This is a genomic window from Rothia sp. HMSC076D04, from assembly GCF_001814645.1.
Classification (GTDB): domain Bacteria; phylum Actinomycetota; class Actinomycetes; order Actinomycetales; family Micrococcaceae; genus Rothia; species Rothia mucilaginosa.
On the sequence record NZ_KV817363.1, the window covers coordinates 93,247 to 111,907 of the forward strand.

General features: G+C 58.6%; 16 protein-coding genes. 6 read left to right on the forward strand and 10 right to left on the reverse strand.

Translation table 11 applies throughout. The annotated features are described in order from the left end of the window. Window positions 1-418 precede the first annotated feature (418 nt). The 6 genes from HMPREF2980_RS09680 to HMPREF2980_RS01265 form a co-directional block, all read right to left on the reverse strand. Window positions 419-550 carry a hypothetical protein gene (locus HMPREF2980_RS09680; protein ID WP_256370613.1) on the reverse strand — a complete coding sequence of 44 codons (132 nt, stop codon included), beginning with the start codon at window positions 548-550 and terminating at the stop codon, window positions 419-421. A 102-nt stretch (window positions 551-652) separates the two neighbouring features. Further along, window positions 653-1,486 (reverse strand): hypothetical protein, encoded by an 834-nt coding sequence (locus HMPREF2980_RS01245; RefSeq protein WP_049338606.1) that lies wholly within the window; start codon window positions 1,484-1,486, stop codon window positions 653-655. 867 nt (window positions 1,487-2,353) lie between these two features. Continuing rightward, window positions 2,354-3,130 (reverse strand): TrmH family RNA methyltransferase, encoded by a 777-nt coding sequence (locus tag HMPREF2980_RS01250; RefSeq protein ID WP_239662183.1) that lies wholly within the window; start codon window positions 3,128-3,130, stop codon window positions 2,354-2,356. A 122-nt stretch (window positions 3,131-3,252) separates the two neighbouring features. Then, complete coding sequence (gene pyrE, locus HMPREF2980_RS01255) at window positions 3,253-3,834, reverse strand: orotate phosphoribosyltransferase (RefSeq protein WP_005507935.1); 582 nt, start codon at window positions 3,832-3,834, stop codon at window positions 3,253-3,255. Window positions 3,835-3,899: 65 nt separating this feature from the next. Beyond that, entirely contained in the window at window positions 3,900-5,480 is a 1,581-nt protein-coding gene (locus HMPREF2980_RS01260) for an anthranilate synthase component I family protein (RefSeq protein WP_070643707.1), read from the reverse strand. A gap of 27 nt (window positions 5,481-5,507) precedes the next feature. Further along, window positions 5,508-5,840: a rhodanese-like domain-containing protein gene (locus HMPREF2980_RS01265; RefSeq protein ID WP_049350220.1), complete on the reverse strand. Its 333-nt coding sequence runs from the start codon at window positions 5,838-5,840 to the stop codon at window positions 5,508-5,510. 310 nt (window positions 5,841-6,150) lie between these two features. Between HMPREF2980_RS01265 and HMPREF2980_RS01270 the strand changes: the two genes are divergently transcribed. The 5 genes from HMPREF2980_RS01270 (at window position 6,151) to HMPREF2980_RS01290 (ending at window position 12,600) form a co-directional block, all read left to right on the forward strand. Next, complete coding sequence (locus HMPREF2980_RS01270; RefSeq protein WP_070689861.1) at window positions 6,151-7,611, forward strand: peptide MFS transporter; 1,461 nt, start codon at window positions 6,151-6,153, stop codon at window positions 7,609-7,611. 318 nt (window positions 7,612-7,929) lie between these two features. Next, a complete protein-coding gene (locus tag HMPREF2980_RS01275; RefSeq protein WP_070689864.1) occupies window positions 7,930-9,120 on the forward strand; it encodes a Fic family protein in 1,191 nt (396 codons plus the stop codon). Window positions 9,121-9,368: 248 nt separating this feature from the next. Then, window positions 9,369-9,893 carry a DUF4242 domain-containing protein gene (locus tag HMPREF2980_RS01280; protein ID WP_012902691.1) on the forward strand — a complete coding sequence of 175 codons (525 nt, stop codon included), beginning with the start codon at window positions 9,369-9,371 and terminating at the stop codon, window positions 9,891-9,893. Window positions 9,894-9,923: 30 nt separating this feature from the next. Continuing rightward, window positions 9,924-11,009, forward strand: a complete 1,086-nt coding sequence (locus tag HMPREF2980_RS01285; protein ID WP_070689866.1) for an acyl-CoA dehydrogenase family protein — start codon at window positions 9,924-9,926, stop codon at window positions 11,007-11,009. Between the two features lie 256 nt (window positions 11,010-11,265). Beyond that, a complete protein-coding gene (locus HMPREF2980_RS01290) occupies window positions 11,266-12,600 on the forward strand; it encodes a uracil-xanthine permease family protein (protein WP_049338612.1) in 1,335 nt (444 codons plus the stop codon). A 122-nt stretch (window positions 12,601-12,722) separates the two neighbouring features. Here the strand turns inward: HMPREF2980_RS01290 and HMPREF2980_RS01295 are convergent, their stop codons facing one another. The 4 genes from HMPREF2980_RS01295 to HMPREF2980_RS01310 form a co-directional block, all read right to left on the reverse strand. Continuing rightward, window positions 12,723-14,240: an ATP-binding protein gene (locus HMPREF2980_RS01295; protein WP_049345931.1), complete on the reverse strand. Its 1,518-nt coding sequence runs from the start codon at window positions 14,238-14,240 to the stop codon at window positions 12,723-12,725. Between the two features lie 192 nt (window positions 14,241-14,432). After that, a complete protein-coding gene (locus tag HMPREF2980_RS01300) occupies window positions 14,433-15,245 on the reverse strand; it encodes an HAD-IIB family hydrolase (RefSeq protein WP_070689868.1) in 813 nt (270 codons plus the stop codon). A gap of 52 nt (window positions 15,246-15,297) precedes the next feature. Then, window positions 15,298-15,843 (reverse strand): YbhB/YbcL family Raf kinase inhibitor-like protein, encoded by a 546-nt coding sequence (locus HMPREF2980_RS01305; protein ID WP_070689870.1) that lies wholly within the window; start codon window positions 15,841-15,843, stop codon window positions 15,298-15,300. Between the two features lie 83 nt (window positions 15,844-15,926). Next, on the reverse strand, window positions 15,927-16,862 hold the full coding sequence (locus HMPREF2980_RS01310) for a carbohydrate kinase family protein (RefSeq protein WP_070688753.1): 936 nt from the start codon (window positions 16,860-16,862) through the stop codon (window positions 15,927-15,929). 287 nt (window positions 16,863-17,149) lie between these two features. Between HMPREF2980_RS01310 and HMPREF2980_RS01315 the strand changes: the two genes are divergently transcribed. Continuing rightward, window positions 17,150-18,586 (forward strand): glyceraldehyde-3-phosphate dehydrogenase, encoded by a 1,437-nt coding sequence (locus HMPREF2980_RS01315; RefSeq protein ID WP_070689872.1) that lies wholly within the window; start codon window positions 17,150-17,152, stop codon window positions 18,584-18,586. The last annotated feature ends 75 nt before the right edge of the window (window positions 18,587-18,661 follow it).

The following is an 18,661-nucleotide window of genomic DNA, read 5'->3' on the forward strand; positions in this document are numbered from 1 at the left end:
CTCATCAGAATCTCCTTTCAAAAGAATGACGCCGCGGTCATTCATATCCACAACCCGCAACCATTGGCGAGCCGAAGTCAGGAAATCCATCGCATGCCCCAAACCGAAATTGAGAGTGCGACTCTCGTATTCCCTGTGACTTGAATTAATACTAACACACCTAGGCAATTTATTTAGTGATTTAAATCACTTATATGATAATATGGGATTTACCCGCTTTAGATATATTTAAATATTATTTACTACATTTACAAGACAAAAAATCCAGATAACATCACACAACCCCACCACAAACAACGCATCAAACCCCGTGGGTACCCACATTCATGTGAAAAACTCAACACCCCACCCAAACAAAGAATCACCCAATACCCCAATAAAAACCCCAATAAAAAAGGTTCCGACGCGCACACATGCTTCACATTCCAGGAGCCATACCGGAGGCATCACCAGAAACCCAGCCATTTTCTAGGATTTCAAAATCGCATCCTTTTTTCGCGTAGCACTCTTTAAGAGCAAAGCAGGCGAACAGAGCAGCAAATTCCTTCATTGTTACCGACTCCTTTCAACCAGGAAAGTCAGGAGGAGCCCACAAACACTGGGCTCCTCCATCACAATTATTAGTTGTACTATTCAGTTCAAACAGAATGTGTTATTGACTAGTGGCGATAATTTCACGCGCCCTCGCCACATGCTTTTCTTTCTCTTCTTTCAACTGGTTAAGCTTCGCCTGGTTCTTCTCAATGAGAGGCCCCTGGTAGGATGCCTCAATATCACCCAGACGCTGAGCCATACCAACCTTCTGATTACATTCCGCTTCGATAGTTGCGAGGCGAATCACTTCTTGAGTTTTTTCCTCCTCACTCTTAGAACTTACGTCAATATTGGACGTCTCTTGACTACCCCACGCCTGGTCATCCTTGCGTGGTGTTAACCCATTGCTCTCTAGGCAGCTCCACCATTCAGAGCGAACTTTATTCCATTCCGGATCACTTTTCGCACTCGCATAGGCTTCCTGTCTAAGCCGGTAAGCGAAAGAGTCATTGTCATTCTCGTATTCAATTTCTTTCAACTGATTGGCACTTTCCTTGCGACATTCCTTCCTAATCTCTGCCGGTATTTTCTCTGCCGCCTGCGTGCGCTCTCGAGACTTTTCTTCATTGAAATATCCATACTTCTTGGCATATTCAACATTCCAGGCACCATATATATTACTGTGCTGATCATCAGAGAACACAGGGACAGCATCAGAGTATCCCTTAGCTACATAACATACTTGCATGATACGGGCGACCGCCTCATTAATTACAGCCCTTGACGCATCGTCATAGTCATACTCATCCAGGGGAAGAGTAATCAAATTATTCGCGTAATCGAGCTTGGCTTTATACTCAGAATTTGAGGCACCTCCCTGAGCGCATGAAGACAGCAAAAGCGCGCCTGCTAGGGCAGTGATTGTGAATGCACTACTTTTATGCAAGAGCACACCCTCCTTTCAGAGTGGAAGAAAAACTTAAAGCAGGAAAGCATCCTGTCCCTCTACCACCATTCACCTAGCAATACACATACCTAACTGAGCTAATCCGGTCATCCCAAGTCTCGCCCCAATGGAGACCCTCATGGCTTAGACCCCGCAGATAGTTGAGGTCGGAAGAAGAATCAAACCTGCGACCCCTATAGTGGCTGTCTTCGTAATAGCGCCACCGGCACCCATCAGAATGCAATGAAGATGCACGGTCATTCATCCAACCCAGATGAGGGTTATCCCAGGTGTACATACGGGACCCAAGGAAATTGGCATCCGAATAGAAAGTAACACCCGCATGTGCCGGAGGTGCTACCGCACCGAAAGTCACCGCAGCCACACAGGCCGCAACAGCAAGAGACTTATTAAAGATCCTCATCAGAATCTCCTTTCAAAAGAATGACGCCGTGGTCATTCATATCCACAACCCGCAATCATTAGCGAGCCGAAGTCAGGAAATCCATCGCATGTCCCAAACCGAATTTGAGAGTGCGATTCTCATATTCCCTGTGACTTGAATTAACACTAGCACACCTAGACTATTTATTTAGTGACCTAAATCACTTATGTGATAATATGTGATTTACCCGATTTAGATATATTTAAATATTATTTACTACATTTACAAGACAAAAAATCCAGATAACATCACACAACCCCACCACAAACAACGCATCAAACCCCGTGGGTACCCACATTCATGTGAAAAACTCAACACCCCACTCTAACAAAAAAAATCACCCAAACCCCCAATAAAAACCCCCAACAAAAAAGGTTCCGACGCGCACACAACGCATCGGAACCTTTAAACACCAAACAGCCGCCAGGCTACGACGGAATCTGGCCAAACACATGGCGGCGAACCCACGCATGCATCGCAATACCCGCAGCCGTCGCCGCATTCATCGAACGCGTTGACCCAAACTGCTCAATCGACAGAGTATCCCTAGCCGCCGCATGCAACTCCTCCGACAAACCCGGGCCCTCCTGACCAAAAACCAGCACACACCTCTTCGGCAGATCATACGTCTCCAGGGGCACCGAATCCGGAAAAATATCAATACCAATAATTTCCAGACCCTCAGCCTGCGCCCACGCCACAAAATCCTCAATCGTCGGATGATGACGCACATGCTGATAACGATCCGTCACCATCGCACCACGACGATTCCAACGGCGACGCCCAATAATATGGACCTCCTTCGCCAACATCGCATTCGCAGTACGCACCACCGTGCCAATATTCAAATCATGCTGCCAATTCTCAATCGCCACATGAAAATCATGGCGGCGCGTATCCAGGTCAGCAATAATCGCGTCCATCGACCAGTAACGGTACTTATCCACCACGTTACGGCGGTCGCCCTCACGCAGCAGCTCCTCATCCCAATGGTCGCCCTCAGGCCACGGACCCTCCCACGGGCCCACACCCACCTCAAAACGGGCAGTACCCTGCTCAGTACCCTCAACAGCCTCAGCTACAGCCGCCTCAGCAGGCACAGCCTCAGCAGGTACAGCCTCAGCAGGTACAGCCTCAGCCGCCTCACGATTCTCAACCATCACAACCACCTTCACGCCAACAACCAGCGCCACTCCGGCGCCCACAGAGCCATCTTACAGACAAAAACCCGCACCACCAGCCACACACAGTAGCCAGCGGCACGGGTTCCCCCGCCGCAGCGGAACGTCTTAAAAATTCACGAGGTCCTAGTCCAAGCTAGTAGAGACTAGTCCAGGCCCAGCTCATCCTTCGAGTACGCGTACAGGCACGGAACGCCCGCAACCTCTTCCACATGCTCCTTAGCGCCGGTCGCACGGTCAACAATCACAGCAACCGCCACAACCTCAGCGCCAGCCTTACGCAGCGCCTCAACAGCAGTCAGCGCAGAACCACCGGTAGTGGAAGTGTCCTCAACAGCAACCACGCGGCGACCCTCAACGCTCGGGCCCTCCACCTGACGGCCCATGCCGTAAGACTTCTGAGCCTTACGCACCACAAACGCGTCAATCGCACGGTCCTGATCACCAGCGGCACGCATAATCGCGGTACCCACCGGGTCAGCGCCCATGGTCAGGCCGCCAGCAGCCTCAAACTCGATGCCGTTCTTATCCAGCAGGTCCAGCATGACCTGACCAACCAGGCGAGAAGCCTCGTGGTGCAGGGTGATGCGGCGCAGGTCAACGTAGTAGTCGGCTTCCTTGCCGGAGGCGAGGACCACGTGCCCGCGCACCACAGCCAGCTCAGAAATCAGCTGGCGCAGGCGTTCACGGGCTTCTTCAATGGGGAGATTTTCAGAAAGCTTAGTCATAGTTCAAGTGTAGCGGCTCACGTACAGGCGGCGCAGGCTATTCCCTGCACTATTCCAGCCCTAGGCTATTCCACCACGCGACCCACCGACGGCGGCAACGCAGCACGCAACTTCGTCAGCATCTCCTCATACTCGGCGGTCGGGTCGGAATCAGCCACGATAGCGCCACCGGCGGCAAGAGTCACCGTGCCCTCATCGTGCGCCACGAGCGTGCGAATCACAATCGACAGGTTCGCCGAACCATCCGCCGACACAAAACCCAAAGCACCCGAATACACGCCGCGAGCGCGACCCTCCAGGCCCTCAATAATCTGCATGGTCGAAGGCTTCGGCGCACCCGTCATCGAACCACCCGGGAAGCACGCCCGCGCGGCAGCCACCGCGGAAATTCCCTCACGCAGACGCGAACTGACCGTAGACACCAGCTGATGCACCGTCGAATAGCTCTCCACGCCCATAAGCACGGGCACGCGCACGGACGCCGGGTCAGACACCGTAGACAGGTCATTACGCAGCAAATCCACGATCATGAGGTTCTCGGCGCGGGTCTTCTCATCGGTACGCAACCATGCCGCAGCGGCGGCATCTTCTTCCGGGGTGGCGCCGCGAGCAATCGTGCCCTTAATCGGCTTGGTCTGCGCGTTGCGGTGCGTATCCACGCTCAAAAAACGCTCCGGCGAAGAAGAAAGCACCGAAAAATCACCGCACCGCAGATACGCCGCATACGGTGCCGAGTTGTGGGCGCGCTGGCGGCGGTACAGCTCAAAGAAAAGCTCCGGGCTCGGATTGGGGATGCGCGCGACCGTCTGCGCGGTAAGGCACACCTCGTAGCTGTTACCCTCGTAAATTTCGCGCTGACTAGTGCGAACGGCATCCATGTAGGCTTCCGCGGCAGGTGCCGGGAAGAGCAGGGGCTCGGTGAGCTCGGGGGTATTTACGGGGGCATTATCTGAGGCACTCTCCCCCACCGCGCTCAGCGCCGGAGCCAGCACCGTGCTCAGCAGCCGCTCCGCCGCCTCACACCACGACTCATCGCCCACCAGCCAGCTACGCGCCGCAGCCCCCGGGCGGGCATGCTCATGCACCAGGTAGCGGACCGCCGGCAACCACAGAGAATCCGGGGTCGGCGCCTCATGCGCCGGCAGGTAGCCGGGCACCGGGTGGCCGTGCTCCATGCCCATGGCGGCACGCGCCTCATAGCCGAAATAGCCCACGTAACCGCCACGCAAACCCGCGGGCAGACCGGTTGCCGCCGCGGTATCCGGGTGCACGCGCGGTGCGCGGGCGAGCGCCGCCTCCAACTGGGCGAAAGGGTCTTCCCCGCCAGACTCAGCCGCCGCACGCGCCGAATCCACGCGCAGGGGCGACAGCTGCGGCGGGACCACGCCCACATACGAGGCAACCGACATAGGCGACTCCTCACGCGCCGAATCCAGCCAGAAGGAATACTCGGCACCACCGGTCAGCAGCGGGTACGCCTCCTCGCAGTTCACCGCGAAAGGAAGCGGGCGCACGATAAGCTCCCGCGTCTGCGCATCCCACGGGATGCTCTGCAGAATACTCGGCAGGGCATGAGGGGACGCAGAAGCGGGAGCGTTCGGGGTAGAAAAAATACGGTCCGCGGAAGTTTCAGTCACGGACTCCATTGTATGGCGTACAGGCGAACTGGCGGTTTAGTGAACGACTGCGGGTGCTTCGCCGTTTTCGCTGGTCATCGGCAGACCGGCAGCGAACCATGCGCTGGTGCCGCCCGCAATGTTGTGTGCGGCGTAGCCGTGCTCGCGCAGGAAGGTTGCAGCGCGGTTCGAACGGCCGCCACCGTGGCAGATGACGTAGAAGTCTTCGCCGGGTGCGGGCAGTTCAGCCAGACGCTCAGCGATGGTACCGAGGGTGATGTGCTTGGCGCCGGTGGCGTGGCCGCCCTCCCACTCGTAGTCTTCACGCACGTCGATGATGGTTGCGCCGGCAGGAACGTCGCGGGGGTCAACCTGGGGTACAGCGGTCATGGGGTTCTCCTTTGAAATGGTTAAAAATGAGCCGGTCGGCACGGCGGGGTGCCGGGTGGGCATAGTTATGGTTCCACTCTAGCGCTTTGGGGGTGCGTGGCGCATCTAGCCCGGTATTTGGGGGTTTGCGAGATTCGGAAGCAGTGCATACGAAAAAATCGAAATGGTTTTTCATGCACTGAATAAGAGTTTATTCTGTGAAATATAGGTGCGTGCCATGTATACATATGCATGGGCAAGGGTATACACTTATACACATATTGCCCGGGTCACACAGAACCCCGGGCTTGCACAGAAAAGAATTACCACCATGTCCAACACCATCACAGGTGCCGAACCCAAGGACACCAAGACCTTCTTCGGCCACCCGAGCATGCTCGCGAACCTGTTCACCGTAGAAATGTGGGAGCGCTTCTCCTTCTACGGTATGCAGGGCATCATGATCTACTACCTGTACTACACCGCCGACAAGGGCGGCCTGGGCCTCGACAAGGACCTCGCCACCGGCGTTATCGGCGCGTACGGTGCAGTCGTGTACCTCATGGCAATCCTCGGCGGTATCCTCGGTGACCGCATCCTCGGCCCCGAGCGTACCCTCTTCTACTCCGCCATCGGCATTATGGCAGGTCACATCTCCCTCTCCCTCATCCCCGGCGTGCCGGGTGTGGTGATTGGTCTGCTGCTGGTCGCTATCGGCTCCGGCGGTCTGAAGAGTAACGCATCCGTGCTGGTCGGTTCGCTCTACAGCGACAACGACTCACGCCGCGACGCAGGCTTCACCATCTTCTACATCGGTGTGAACACCGGTGCACTGCTCGGCCCGATCCTGACCGGTTGGGGTTGGAGCACCTGGGGCTTCCACATGGGCTTCGGTCTTGCCGCAATCGGTATGGCTGCCGGCCTGATTCAGTACTCGCTGACCCGCAAGAACCTGCCCGCCTCCGTGCACCACGTGGGCACCCCCTTCACCGGCGCCCAGAAGCGTAACTTCTTCCTGGCACTGGTCGGTATCGTCGTCGTTCTCGGCATCCTGCTGGCAACCGGTCTGATGACCGCAGACAACCTCAAGAACTGGGTCATGGGCTTCATCTTCATCGGCGCTATCGCCCTGTTTGCTCAGCTGCTGAGCGCTAAGGACGTCACCTCCGATGAGCGTTCCCGCGTCACCGCATTCATCCCCCTGTGGATTGCTAACGCCGTGTTCTGGGCACTGTACCAGCAGCAGTTCACCGTCATGGCGGTGTACTCGGATGAGCGCCTCAACTGGAACATCCTGGGCATGGAGCTGAGCCCGAACCTGGTCAACTCCATCAACCCGATCTTCATCATCGTCTTCGGCATGATGTTCTCCGCCCTGTGGACCAAGTGGGGTGACCGCCAGCCGGTCACCACCCTGAAGTTCTCCGCAGCGCTGATCATTATTGGTCTGGCGTTCTGGATCTTCCTCGCTCAGGCGGGCGTTCAGAGCGTGAACGTCGGCTGGATCGTGCTGATTCTGTTCGTCTGCACCATCGCTGAGCTGATTATTTCGCCGGTGGGTATTTCGCTGGCGACCAAGCTCGCACCGAAGGCGCACCGCGTGAACATGATGGCGCTGTACTTCACCTCCGTGGCAATGGGTACCGTGCTCTCCGGTTGGCTGGCTCCGTTCTACAGCATGGAGACCGAGGTTCCCTACTTCACCTGGATGGGTATTATCACCATCGCGACCGGTATTCTGCTGTTCCTGGTGCACAAGCCGGTTCAGAAGATGATGCGCGGCGTGAAGTAGCCACAAAGTTACTTGCCTGCACTGCTGACTCGCTGTTTCAGGCGGCGTGAGTGTATAAGGCTGAGGGCCCCGAATCCTTGAAATATCAAGGGTTCGGGGCCCTTGCTGTATGCCCTGGTATCCGGAGCGCCGGAATGTTGAAGGGAGGTTCAGGAGGGGCGGATTTAGTGGCATTCGGGGCGTTTTCCTTAATGAGACAATCCGCGCGGATTTTCTTATTAAGCGCCTTAATAAGAAAATCGAAGTGTATTGTCTTATTAAGACCCCCCATAAGACCAGCAAGACGACACCGATGAAGAGGAGGAGGGAGGAGGAACCATGCCCTCAGCCATCACCTGGCCCGCTCTCACATGGGAGCCGCAAACCCCCTGGGTTCACCGTGACGCCCTCGCCTCCCGACGCGCAACGCGCCGCAACTCCGGCGCCTTCTCCAGCGCCGTACCCGCCTCCATTGCCGCACTCAACGTCGAACTCAGCCCCGCACTGCGAGTGCGCCTCCAAGAGAACGCCACCGCAATGACCCGCTTCGATGAGCGGCTCCACCACATCGGCGGCATCCCCTTCTCCGCGGTTCTTCTGCGCGGCGAATCCGCCTCCAGCTCACAGATTGAAAACCTCACCGTTAGCGCACGCAGGCTCTCACTGGCTGTCCTGGGTGCAAGCGGGTCGAAGGTCGGCGTTAACGCCGAGCTGGTGGCGCGCAATGTTCACGCCATGCGTGCAGCCTTGAACACCGCAGAGAACATTAGCGTCGATAATATCCTCGCGATGCACCGCGAACTGACCCGCGGCCTGCAGCAGGACTCCGGTGTACTCCGCACCCAATGGGTGTGGATTAAGGGTGATTCGCCGGTAACCGCCGACTATGTGGCACCGCATCACGAGCGGGTTCCTGCCGCCCTCGAAGACCTTGTAGCCTTCATGAACCGCCGCGATATTGACCCCCTCGCACAGGCGGCTATCGCGCACGCCCAATTTGAAACGATCCACCCTTTCACTGACGGCAACGGCAGAACCGGACGAGCCCTCATCTCCGCGCTCCTGCTCGCCCGCGGCGTCACTCGCCACGTGATTCTGCCCATCTCCTCCGGGCTGCTGCACGATACTGACGGGTACATTCAGGCGCTCACCGACTACCGTGCAGGCGATGCTGAGCCCATCATCGAGCTCTTCATCGACGCCGCGCAGAAGGCAATCACCAACGCAGAACTCCTGGCGCAAGACATTGAAACCCTGCGCGATGAGGTGCTGTCCATTGCCCAGCGTAAAACCCCTCTCCTGCGTTCCCTCACCGACCTATGCTGCACTGAGCCCGCCTTCACCGCGCACATGGTGGAGGAGCACACGCAGGGGTCCCGAGCTAGTGTGTATCGCCTCCTCAACCGCATGGTGGAGTTGCAGATTCTGCGTGGAGAGCGCGTCAAAATTCAGGGGCAAAAAGTGTGGACTGTCCCCGCTCTCAACCGCGCCCTCGACGACTTTGCGACACGAGCAGGACGACGCGGATAGATGCGCCATCGGGTTCGATAACCCGCGCGAAAATTCTGCGGCCGTAGGCGGGTTGCCGCGCGCGGAACTGTGACGATTTATGTCTCCGCGTGAACGCGCGTGACGGAAAACAGGGTCACAAAAGGACGCATTAAGCCACGAACAGAAATCTACTAGACAGCCCTCAAGCACAGGTCTAAGGTGAATCCAGAACGAGTCGGAAAACCCCTTCCGGCACGACCCTTCAACCCTTAGCCGAGGAGAAAATCATGGCACTTTACCTGGTAGAACTGACCCCCGCACAGCCGTCCAAGGACGAAGCAACCGCACTCATCGAGACCGTCAACTCGTCCCTGACCAACGGCGCCGAGCTCATCGAAACCCAGGTCTCCGCAGACCACAAGATCGTCTTCGTCATCGTCGAATCCGAGAACACCGCATTCGGCCCCGACCTCGCCGCAGCAATCGGTGAGCGCGCATCCGTCGCAGGCCCCGACGCAGTCCGCCTGGTCGGCGCAGAGCTCGAAGACATCAAGAAGCTCAAGAAGGACGCAGACTACCTGGTTGAGTGGGACATCCCCGCAGAGATTACTATGGAACAGTACCTGACCCGCAAGAAGGCAAACGCCCCCAAGTACGCTGAAGTACCCGAGGTTTCCTTCCTGCGCACCTACGTTCGCGAAGACACCGCAAAGTGCCTCTGCTTCTACGACGCACCCGACGAAGAAGCTGTTGTTCGCGCCCGTAAGGCCGTCAGCACCCCCATTGACCGACTGTTCAAGCTGCACGCATAGACGCGATGCTCCCCGCTTAGGAGAAACCCCATGTCCGAGTTCACTCTCGAACCCCTCTACGATTACCCCCAGCGCGAGCAGGTGCTCGCACTCGCCCGAACCCACGCAGATGCTGTTGACCGCGGCGAGCGTTCCCCCTTCGAAAACCTGCGCGAAATCGCTAAGGACGGTCTGATTACCCTGGGCCGCGACGGCGGCTCCCTGGTCCCCCAGGTTTCGGTGGCTTTCGACCTTGCTACCGAGGACGCCTCCACGGCGTTCTCCCTGTGGGCTCACCGCTCGACCATTGCGTTCTTTGACGCTGTGGGCCGCGAGCTGCCCGCCGGTCTGGCGGATGCAACCGTCAGCGGCACCACCGCCATGGCGGCGGCGTACAAGGAGGCTTCGGGTCTGGCACCGATCAAGGTGGAGGGTACCCTCGTTGAGGGCGGTCTGAAGCTGAACGGTTCCGTGTCGTGGGCGTCGAACCTGTACCCGGGCGGCGTGATTGTTCTTCCGGTGGCTGTGCAGAACGCCCCGGAAAGCCACCCGAACCGCTACATTGTGACGGTCCGCCAGGACGTCGAGGGCTTGAGCATTGACTACCACCGCAACCTGCTGGCGCTCAACGGCACCGAGTCCGGCACCCTGAAGTTCGAGGACGTTTTCGTTCCGAGCGAGGATGTTCTCAGCGACAACATTGAGGCGTTCCTGCACGATGTGACCGCGCCGTTCCTACTGGTTCAGTCGTCGTTCTGCCTGGGTCTTGCCGCTGGTGCTCTGCAGGAGGCTGCTAAGCACCTGGACGTCTCGCAGGGCGTGTTCCGCCCTGAGTTCCCGCTGATTCTGGCGGAGTACCAGAGCCTGCGTGAGGAACTGGTTCGCCTGGCGTCCGAGCCGGCGCGTGCTGAGCGTCGTGACCTGCTGAGCCTGCGTCTGGGTGTGTCTCACTTTGCGACCATTGCTACTCACTTTGAGCTGCAGGTCGTTGGAGGCGCCGGTTACGTGGCCGATTCCCCGACTGCTCGTCGCCTGCGTGAGGCGTCGTTCCTGCCGGTTCAGTCCCCGACTGAGGGTCACCTGCGTTATGAGCTGGCGCGTTACGATCACCTGGAGAACCTGCGTGACGCTCTCTAAGCCGTTGAGCTGTGTGTAGCGAGGTTTTTATTCGCTCTTTGCATCAATACCCCGTATATGCCTTGAACTGCATATACGGGGTATTGATGCATTCTGGGCTATATATTAGGGGTTTGGGGCTCATCATAAGAGAATATATGCCCTGCTCAACGTATCCCTGCTCATATTTATAGCCGTTTAGCTGTGACCCACACCCGCATACGCGTAGAATTATGTGGAATTTTATACACCACCACATTCACCTCAGGAGCTCCCTTTGAGCATCTCTAAGCTTCTCGGCTTTGACTGGTCGATCCACGGCGACGGCCGCAGTATCAAGCCCGGTTCCTTTGTTGCCCCGAACGAGCGCCTCGCATGGCCGATTACCATCGGCATCGGCGCGCAGCACGTGGTCGCAATGTTCGGCGCGACCTTCCTCGTGCCGATTATTACCGGCTTCCCCCCGGCAACCACCCTGTTCTTCTCGGGTCTCGGCACGGTTCTGTTCCTGCTGATTACCCGCGGACGCGTCCCCTCCTACCTGGGCTCCTCCTTCGCGTTCATTGCGCCCCTGGCGGCTGCCATGAACTCACACGGCCCCGCTGGTGCCCTCGGCGGTATCGTCATGGCGGGTGTGGCGCTGTTCCTGGTCGGTCTGATTGTTCAGTTCGCTGGCACCGGCTGGCTGACCAAGCTCATGCCCCCGGTCGTAACCGGTTCGATTGTGGCGCTGATTGGCTTCAACCTGGCGAAGAGCGCTAAGGACAACTTCATGGTGGCACCGGTGACCGCGCTGGTGACCCTGTGCTCCATCATCCTGATTTCGGTGCTTTTCAAGGGCATCATTGGTCGTCTGTCCATTCTGCTGGGTGTGGGTATCGGCTACATCACCGCTGTGATTCGCGGCGAGGTGAAATTCGAGAAGATTCAAGAGACCGTACAGGCTCAGGGCTTCATTGGCCTGCCGCAGTTCCAGACCCCCGAGTTCCACTGGGAGCTCGCCGGCCTGTTTATCCCCGTGATTCTGGTGCTCGTGGCTGAGAACATCGGTCACGTGAAGTCGGTGGCTCAGATGAGCGGCGAAAACCTGGACGACTACTCCGGCCGCGCCCTCATGGCGGACGGCCTGGCAACCACCATCGCAGGCATGGGTGGCGGTTCGGGTACCACCACCTACGCTGAGAACATCGGCGTGATGGCTGCGACCAAGGTGTACTCCACCGCGGCGTACTGGGTGGCGGCTATCTTCGCGATTGTCCTGTCTCTCTTCCCGGGCTTCGGCGCGGCTATTGCATCCGTTCCCGCGGGTGTTCTGGGCGGTGCCGCAACCGTACTGTACGGCATGATTGGTATGCTCGGCGTTCGTATTTGGAGCGAGAACCGCGTGAACTTCTCGAACCAGATCAACCTGACCACCGCCGCTGTGGCGCTGATCGTGGGTATTGCGGACTACACCTGGACCTTCGATGGGATGACCTTCGCCGGTATTGCTCTGGGTACCGCTGCGACCCTGATTATCTTCCACCTGATGACCTTCATTGCGAAGTACACGAAGGCTGCTGGCGACCCTCTGGAGCCCTTCGACCCTGAAAAGAGCACTGAGGGACACTAGGTTTTAGCTCCTCACGCTTACGCCCGTTGGGAATAGTGCTCCTGAGGCGTAAGCTGTAGAAAAGCGGCCCGGATGGATTGGTTTCCATCCGGGCCGCTTTTGCATGTTAGCCCGATATTCGGTTAGGTCAGGCGGTATGTCGTATTGCGGTTACCTCTACCACCTTCACGCACGATCACGCCCTCTTGAAGGAGCTTCGTGAGGACGTACCGGACCTGCGGTTTCTGCAGCTCAGCAAAAGGCTCAGGAAGAGCACCCATGATGTCCTCGATACCGGCGGGGTGGCGTAGCGAGCGCAGGGCGAGGAGCACCGCCTCCTGACGGTTACTAGGAACCGTAGGTGACGATTGGCGCGGGTCTACTTCCGACTTCTGCTGCGGTGAACCAACATCGGCGATACGAGCACCAGCCAGAGGCTCCCTGCTGATAATCGCGGTAAAACGAATGACCCCATCAACGAATTGGATGGGTTTCAGCCCTGCCTGACGCACCGCCTCCTGTGCAGTGTAGATACCACTGCCCTCACCCTCGATGACTCGGTATCCGTCGTCGGGGGTTGTTACATGCGTGCAGACGTCATACAGGCGGTCATTCACGCGGGAGCGTTCGCCGTACTCTTGCAGACGCTGGAGAGTGATTCCGTATAGACCGCCGGGGTTCTCTACAGAGATTCGGTCAGGGAAAATTCTGACGCGCACCTCTTCGGTATCTGCTTTGGGGTTGAGGCTGCGGTGTACGAGGGCATTCGACAGAATCTCGCGAAGGGCAATATCGGGTACTTCCTGCCCGTTGATGAGGTGCCCGTTAGACAGCTCGACAACCGGGTGTGCCAGGTTCCGTTTGACCCATGCCAGAGTCTCTTCGAGCATGGCGGGGATGGGGCCGTCCGCCTCGAATTTGTCGAGGTTGCGGGCTTTACCGCTTGGGTCGATGACGACTCCGGTAACTTTGAGCGAGGGCCTGAACTCTTGGGGGTAAGAACCCAAGGCGTACAAGCCCGCAAGGGAAAGATTATCGGTTCCGAGGGCAATAATTCCCTTGCGGCGGAGGACTTCTTCATCGGAACTTCCGGCGAGGCGGCGTGATTTAGCGCGGACGTCTCGCAGATAAGCAGTTTTGAGGCCTTCGTCTAGGTCAGCCAGGGAGGTGTATTCTACCGGCTCCTCATCGAATCCGGTGCGTGTCCGCTGAGCCACCATCAGGTCGGTTTCGTGGCGGCTCATTTCGTGGTCACCGTCGCCAGAACGCACGTACGCTTTACCGCCAATGTAGGCGGGGCGTTCGTAGGGAGGCAGCGGAGGGACTGCGGCAACAAAGATTTTGGCGTCTTCGTAGAGGATGGTGCCGGATTCCATGGTGTTCGGCGGCTTGAGGCCCCTGCGGAGCTTGTTGCCGAGGGTTTTTTCTAGGTCTGCAGGGTCGTATACGCCTACAGGTGCAAAGTCATTATTCTCGTCGAGGCCGCAGATAATGATTCCGCCCGTGGAACTATTGGAGAAGCTACTCAGGGTTGCGTCTAGGCTTCCCGGGTAGCCTCCGTGGGCTTTTTTAACCTCAATAAACTGCGTATCGCTACCGTGGGTGCGCAGTAGTTTGATGGTTTCAGCAAGCCATTCGGGGGTCCATTCCACGTTGTTCATACAAAAAATTTTAGTCTAGACACAAATCAGACACAAAAATTTGAGTCTAGACATAAATTTTTATGTCTAGACTCAAATTTTTTATGTGTAGACATAAAAGTTTATGTCTAAGTTATGTCTACGTTATGTCTGCAGAGGCTCACCTAGCCGCTAGCGCTGGATGGCTCGTGCTGGATAGCTAGTGCTAGGCGGCTAGGACCGTTCGGCGAGCATCGCCTCAATCGTCTGCGCTACACCGTCCTCATCGAAGGGTGGGCAGGTACGCCCCACCTTCGCAATGAGCGCCGGCTGACCCGACGCCATCGCGAAGCCCTCCCCCGCCCAGCAGAGCATCTCCGCGTCATTCGGCATGTCACCAAACGCCATCACCTCGTGCGCCTCAATGCCATGGCGTGCCGCGAACTTCTCCAGAATCCGCCCCTTATTCACGGTCTTAGAGCCCATCTCCACGAGCGGCTCACCGACCACGCCGCGGGTCACCGACACCAGCGAACCGACCGCCTGATGCACGCGCGCCTGCAGAATATCGGGGTCCATGCCGGGCACACGAATCAGGTACTTAATGACCGGGGTTGAGCCGATACGTTCGAGTGCTTCGGCGATTTTCGCCTCCACGACGCGGGCGCCCTCGAGCACCTCGCCGCCCTCGTGCGGCCCCTGAATGTAGACGGTATCCACGGTTTCCAGGGTGTAGGTGGCGTCAGGGAACATGGGCTCTAGCAGCTCGTGAGTACGGGCAATCACCGCAGGATCAGCGCCGTTGACTTCTTCCACCTCGTTCGCGCCCAGGTGGTACACCACGGCACCGTTGGAGCAGATGGCGTAGGAGTCGAAGTCGGTCTGCTCGCGCAGGGGCGTGAGCCAGCGACTCGGGCGGCCGGTGACGAAGACGATGTCGATTCCGGCGGCGCGGGCGTCCTCAAGGGCGCGCAAGGTCCGCGGGCGGAACCGGAAGTCGTGCCCGATGAGGGTGCCGTCCAGGTCGCTGGCGATGAGTTTAATCATGCAGTGTTTGCCTTCGGTGATGGGGTGTGTCGGTGCTGGTTAGGGCTACGTGTTAGGCTGCCGGTTCCGCGTAGGTGACGGTCAGGAAGGCGCGGCCCAGGCCGTGGCCCAGCAGGTTGAAGTTCACGACGGCGGGAGTTGCGCTCTCGTCAATGTCGAGCTTCTCCACGTCCACCGCGGTGACGCAGAAAATGTAGCGGTGCGGGCCGTGACCAGCCGGAGGCGCAGCACCCAGGAAGCCCGCCACACCGGCGTCGTTGCGGTGCGTCAGGGCGCCGGCAGGTGCATCCGCGCCGGCATCAATGTTGGTCACCTCGGCGGGAATATTAGAGACGGTCCAGTGCCAGAAGCCCGAGGGGGTTGGCGCATCCGGGTCAAAGCAGGTGAGCACGAAGGACTTAGTGCCTTCGGGGAATCCGCTCCAAGCCAGCTGCGGGGAGCGGTCCTGACCGCCTGCCACGCCGAAGAGGGCGGAGCGCATCCACTCGGGGGCGGTGCCGCCGTCCTGGACGTCGGTGGAGGTCAGGGTGAATTCGGGAAGTTCGGGCAGACCCGCGTAGGGTTCGCGGGGCAGGGGTGCGGTGCCGATGTTGGTCATGGTGCTCCTCAGCGTTGGGGTGCGGGTGGATATGGCGACGCCGGCGGACAGAGTGAGCTATCCGCCGGCGAGGCGTAGATTATTTAGCCGTTGAGTACGGCGGTCAGTTCTTCGCGGGTGGGCGGGTTAGCGCCCGCGCGGGAGACGGTGATGCCGGCTGCGGTTGCGGAGAAACGCAGCAGGTCGGCGATGTCTTCGGCGGTCAGTGCGGCGACCTTGGCGCGCGCCTCAGCACCGGCGATACCGCGGTCGAGCAGGCCCGCGATGAGCGCCGCCATGAGGGAGTCACCGGCGCCGACGGTGTCCGCAACCTCAACACGGTGTGCGGGCTGGCTGATGCCCTCGGGGTACTTCTTGGTGAAGGCGATGGGGCCGTCCTCGCCGCGAGTGATGACCATCAGCTCAGCGCCGAGGTCAAGCCAAGCGCGTGCGGTGTCGTCGAGGGAGCGGTCGGGGTAGAGCCACTGCAGGTCCTCGTCAGATGCCTTCACGACGGTGGAGAGGGACACGAACTTTTCAGCCCAAGCGCGGCCCTCGTCAACGTTGTGGATGAGGGTGGGGCGGCAGTTCGGGTCGTAGCTGAGCAGGGCGCTGTCGCGGGCTGCTTCGAAGGCTGCGGCGACCACGTGCGCGCCGGGTTCGAGCATGGCGGCGATGGAGCCGGTGTGCACTGCGTCGGAGGTGCGTGCCAGTTCGGTGAGCTTCTCGGCGACGGATTCGAGGGACCATGTGATGTCGAATTCGTACTCTGCCGCGCCATCGGCACCGATGGTTGCCTGGGCGACGGAGGTACGTTCAGCACTGTGCTCGAAGGGCAGGGCCACCTGGGATGCTTCCAGGTGCGCGTCAATGCTCTTGCCGTAGGCGTCGGGGCCGTAGTGGCCGACGAAGTTGGTGGGGTGGCCGAGGCGGCGTGCGCCGACGGCTACGTTCATGGGCGACCCGCCGGGGTAGGCGCGGGTTTCTCCGTCGTGCTGGTGGACGACGTCTACGAGTGCTTCACCGATTACAGTCAACATGGTTTCAATTCTACTCATGTTTTCCGGGCCGTGGAGTGTGTTTTTGTGGGTATTTAAAGTGGTTTTGCTTTCCCTTTTGAGGGCTTATGTTGGCTTGCCGTGTGGGTTCACAAACTGCCTTCTGTCTCTTCTGACTTTTAGCCTCAATATCGCTAATTTTGAGGCTCTGAAGGGGTCCGCACGGGTTAGACTTAAACCGACGCCGGGTCTTAACGCCCGGCACGGTATTGACGCGACAGCATCGTCGCGCCTACCCTCCAACGACGAAGTTAGGAAGAAGGTCATACGTGACGACTGCAACCGCTACCTGGGTTAACCGTGAAGCTACCGCAGAGGAGCTGATCCCCCTCATCGGTAAGCTGCACCGCGAGAACGGCGTGGTGCTGAGCATTCACGGCCGCAGCCTGGTCAACAAGTCTGTCATTGAGCTGCTGAAGCTGCACGATTTCGTATCCCACATCGACGGTGCACCCCTGAACCCCGCGCACTCCCTCGAGCTGGTTCGCGCCCTGGTTGAGCTGAACCTGGGCGCGTGCTCGATTAACATTGCTGCTCTGCACAAGGCACACCACGAGGCGGGCTCCCCCGAGCTGTCCATGTGGCTGCCCGAGCAGCTGGGTTCCTCCGTGAACCACCAGGGTGACCAGCCGAAGGAGCAGGACGTTGTGCTGTACGGCTTTGGTCGTATTGGTCGCCTGCTGGCTCGTATTCTGCTGGAGCGCTCCTCCTCGCCGCTGGGTTCTGGCCTGAACCTGCGCGCTGTTGTGGTGCGTAAGAACGGCGATAAGGACCTGGTCAAGCGCGCATCCCTGCTGGAGCGCGACTCTGTTCACGGCCCGTTCAAGGGCGTTATTGAGGTGGACGAGGAGAACAGCACCATCATCGCTAACGGTGTTCCGGTTCGCTTCATTTACTCCTCTGACCCGACCACTGTCGACTACACCGAGTACGGCATCAATGACGCTCTGCTGGTGGACAACACCGGCCGCTGGCGCGACGTTCCGGGCCTTGAGCAGCACCTGAACTGCCCCGGCATTTCTCGTGTTCTGCTGACCGCTCCCGGTAAGGGCGACATGAAGAACATCGTGTTCGGCGTGAACGACAACGTCATCACCGATGAGGACAAGATTGTTTCCGCAGCGTCCTGCACCACCAACGCGATTACTCCGGCACTGAAGGTTCTGGATGACGCATACGGTGTTGAGCGCGGCCACGTTGAGACCGTTCACGCATTCACCAACGATCAGAACCTGATCGACAACTTCCACAAGGGTGACCGCCGCGGTCGCTCCGCTGTGCTGAACATGGTCATCACCGAGACCGGTGCAGCAAAGGCTGTTTCTAAGGCTCTGCCGCAGCTGGAAGGCAAACTGACCGGTAACGCTATCCGCGTTCCCACCCCGGACGTCTCCATGGCAATCCTGAACGTGAAGCTGACCAAGCCCGCAGGTTCCGCTGAGGAACTGAACGAGCTGTTCCGCCGCGAGTCCATCGACGGCGAACTGCGCCGCCAGGTGGGCTACTCGGATTCCCCCGAGGCTGTTTCCACCGACTTCGTGGGTTCCCGCACCGCAGGTGTTGTGGACTCGCTGGCTACCGTGGTGACCGATGACTCCGCAATTGTCTACGTCTGGTACGACAACGAGTTCGGTTACTCCTGCCAGGTGATTCGCGTTCTGGAGCGCATGGGCGGCTACGAAGTGCCCTCCTACCCCGCTAAGTAAGCTACCCCAGCTCATCTAGCACACATATAACAAACCCACCGGTACATATAGCCAATTGGCTATATTGCCGGTGGG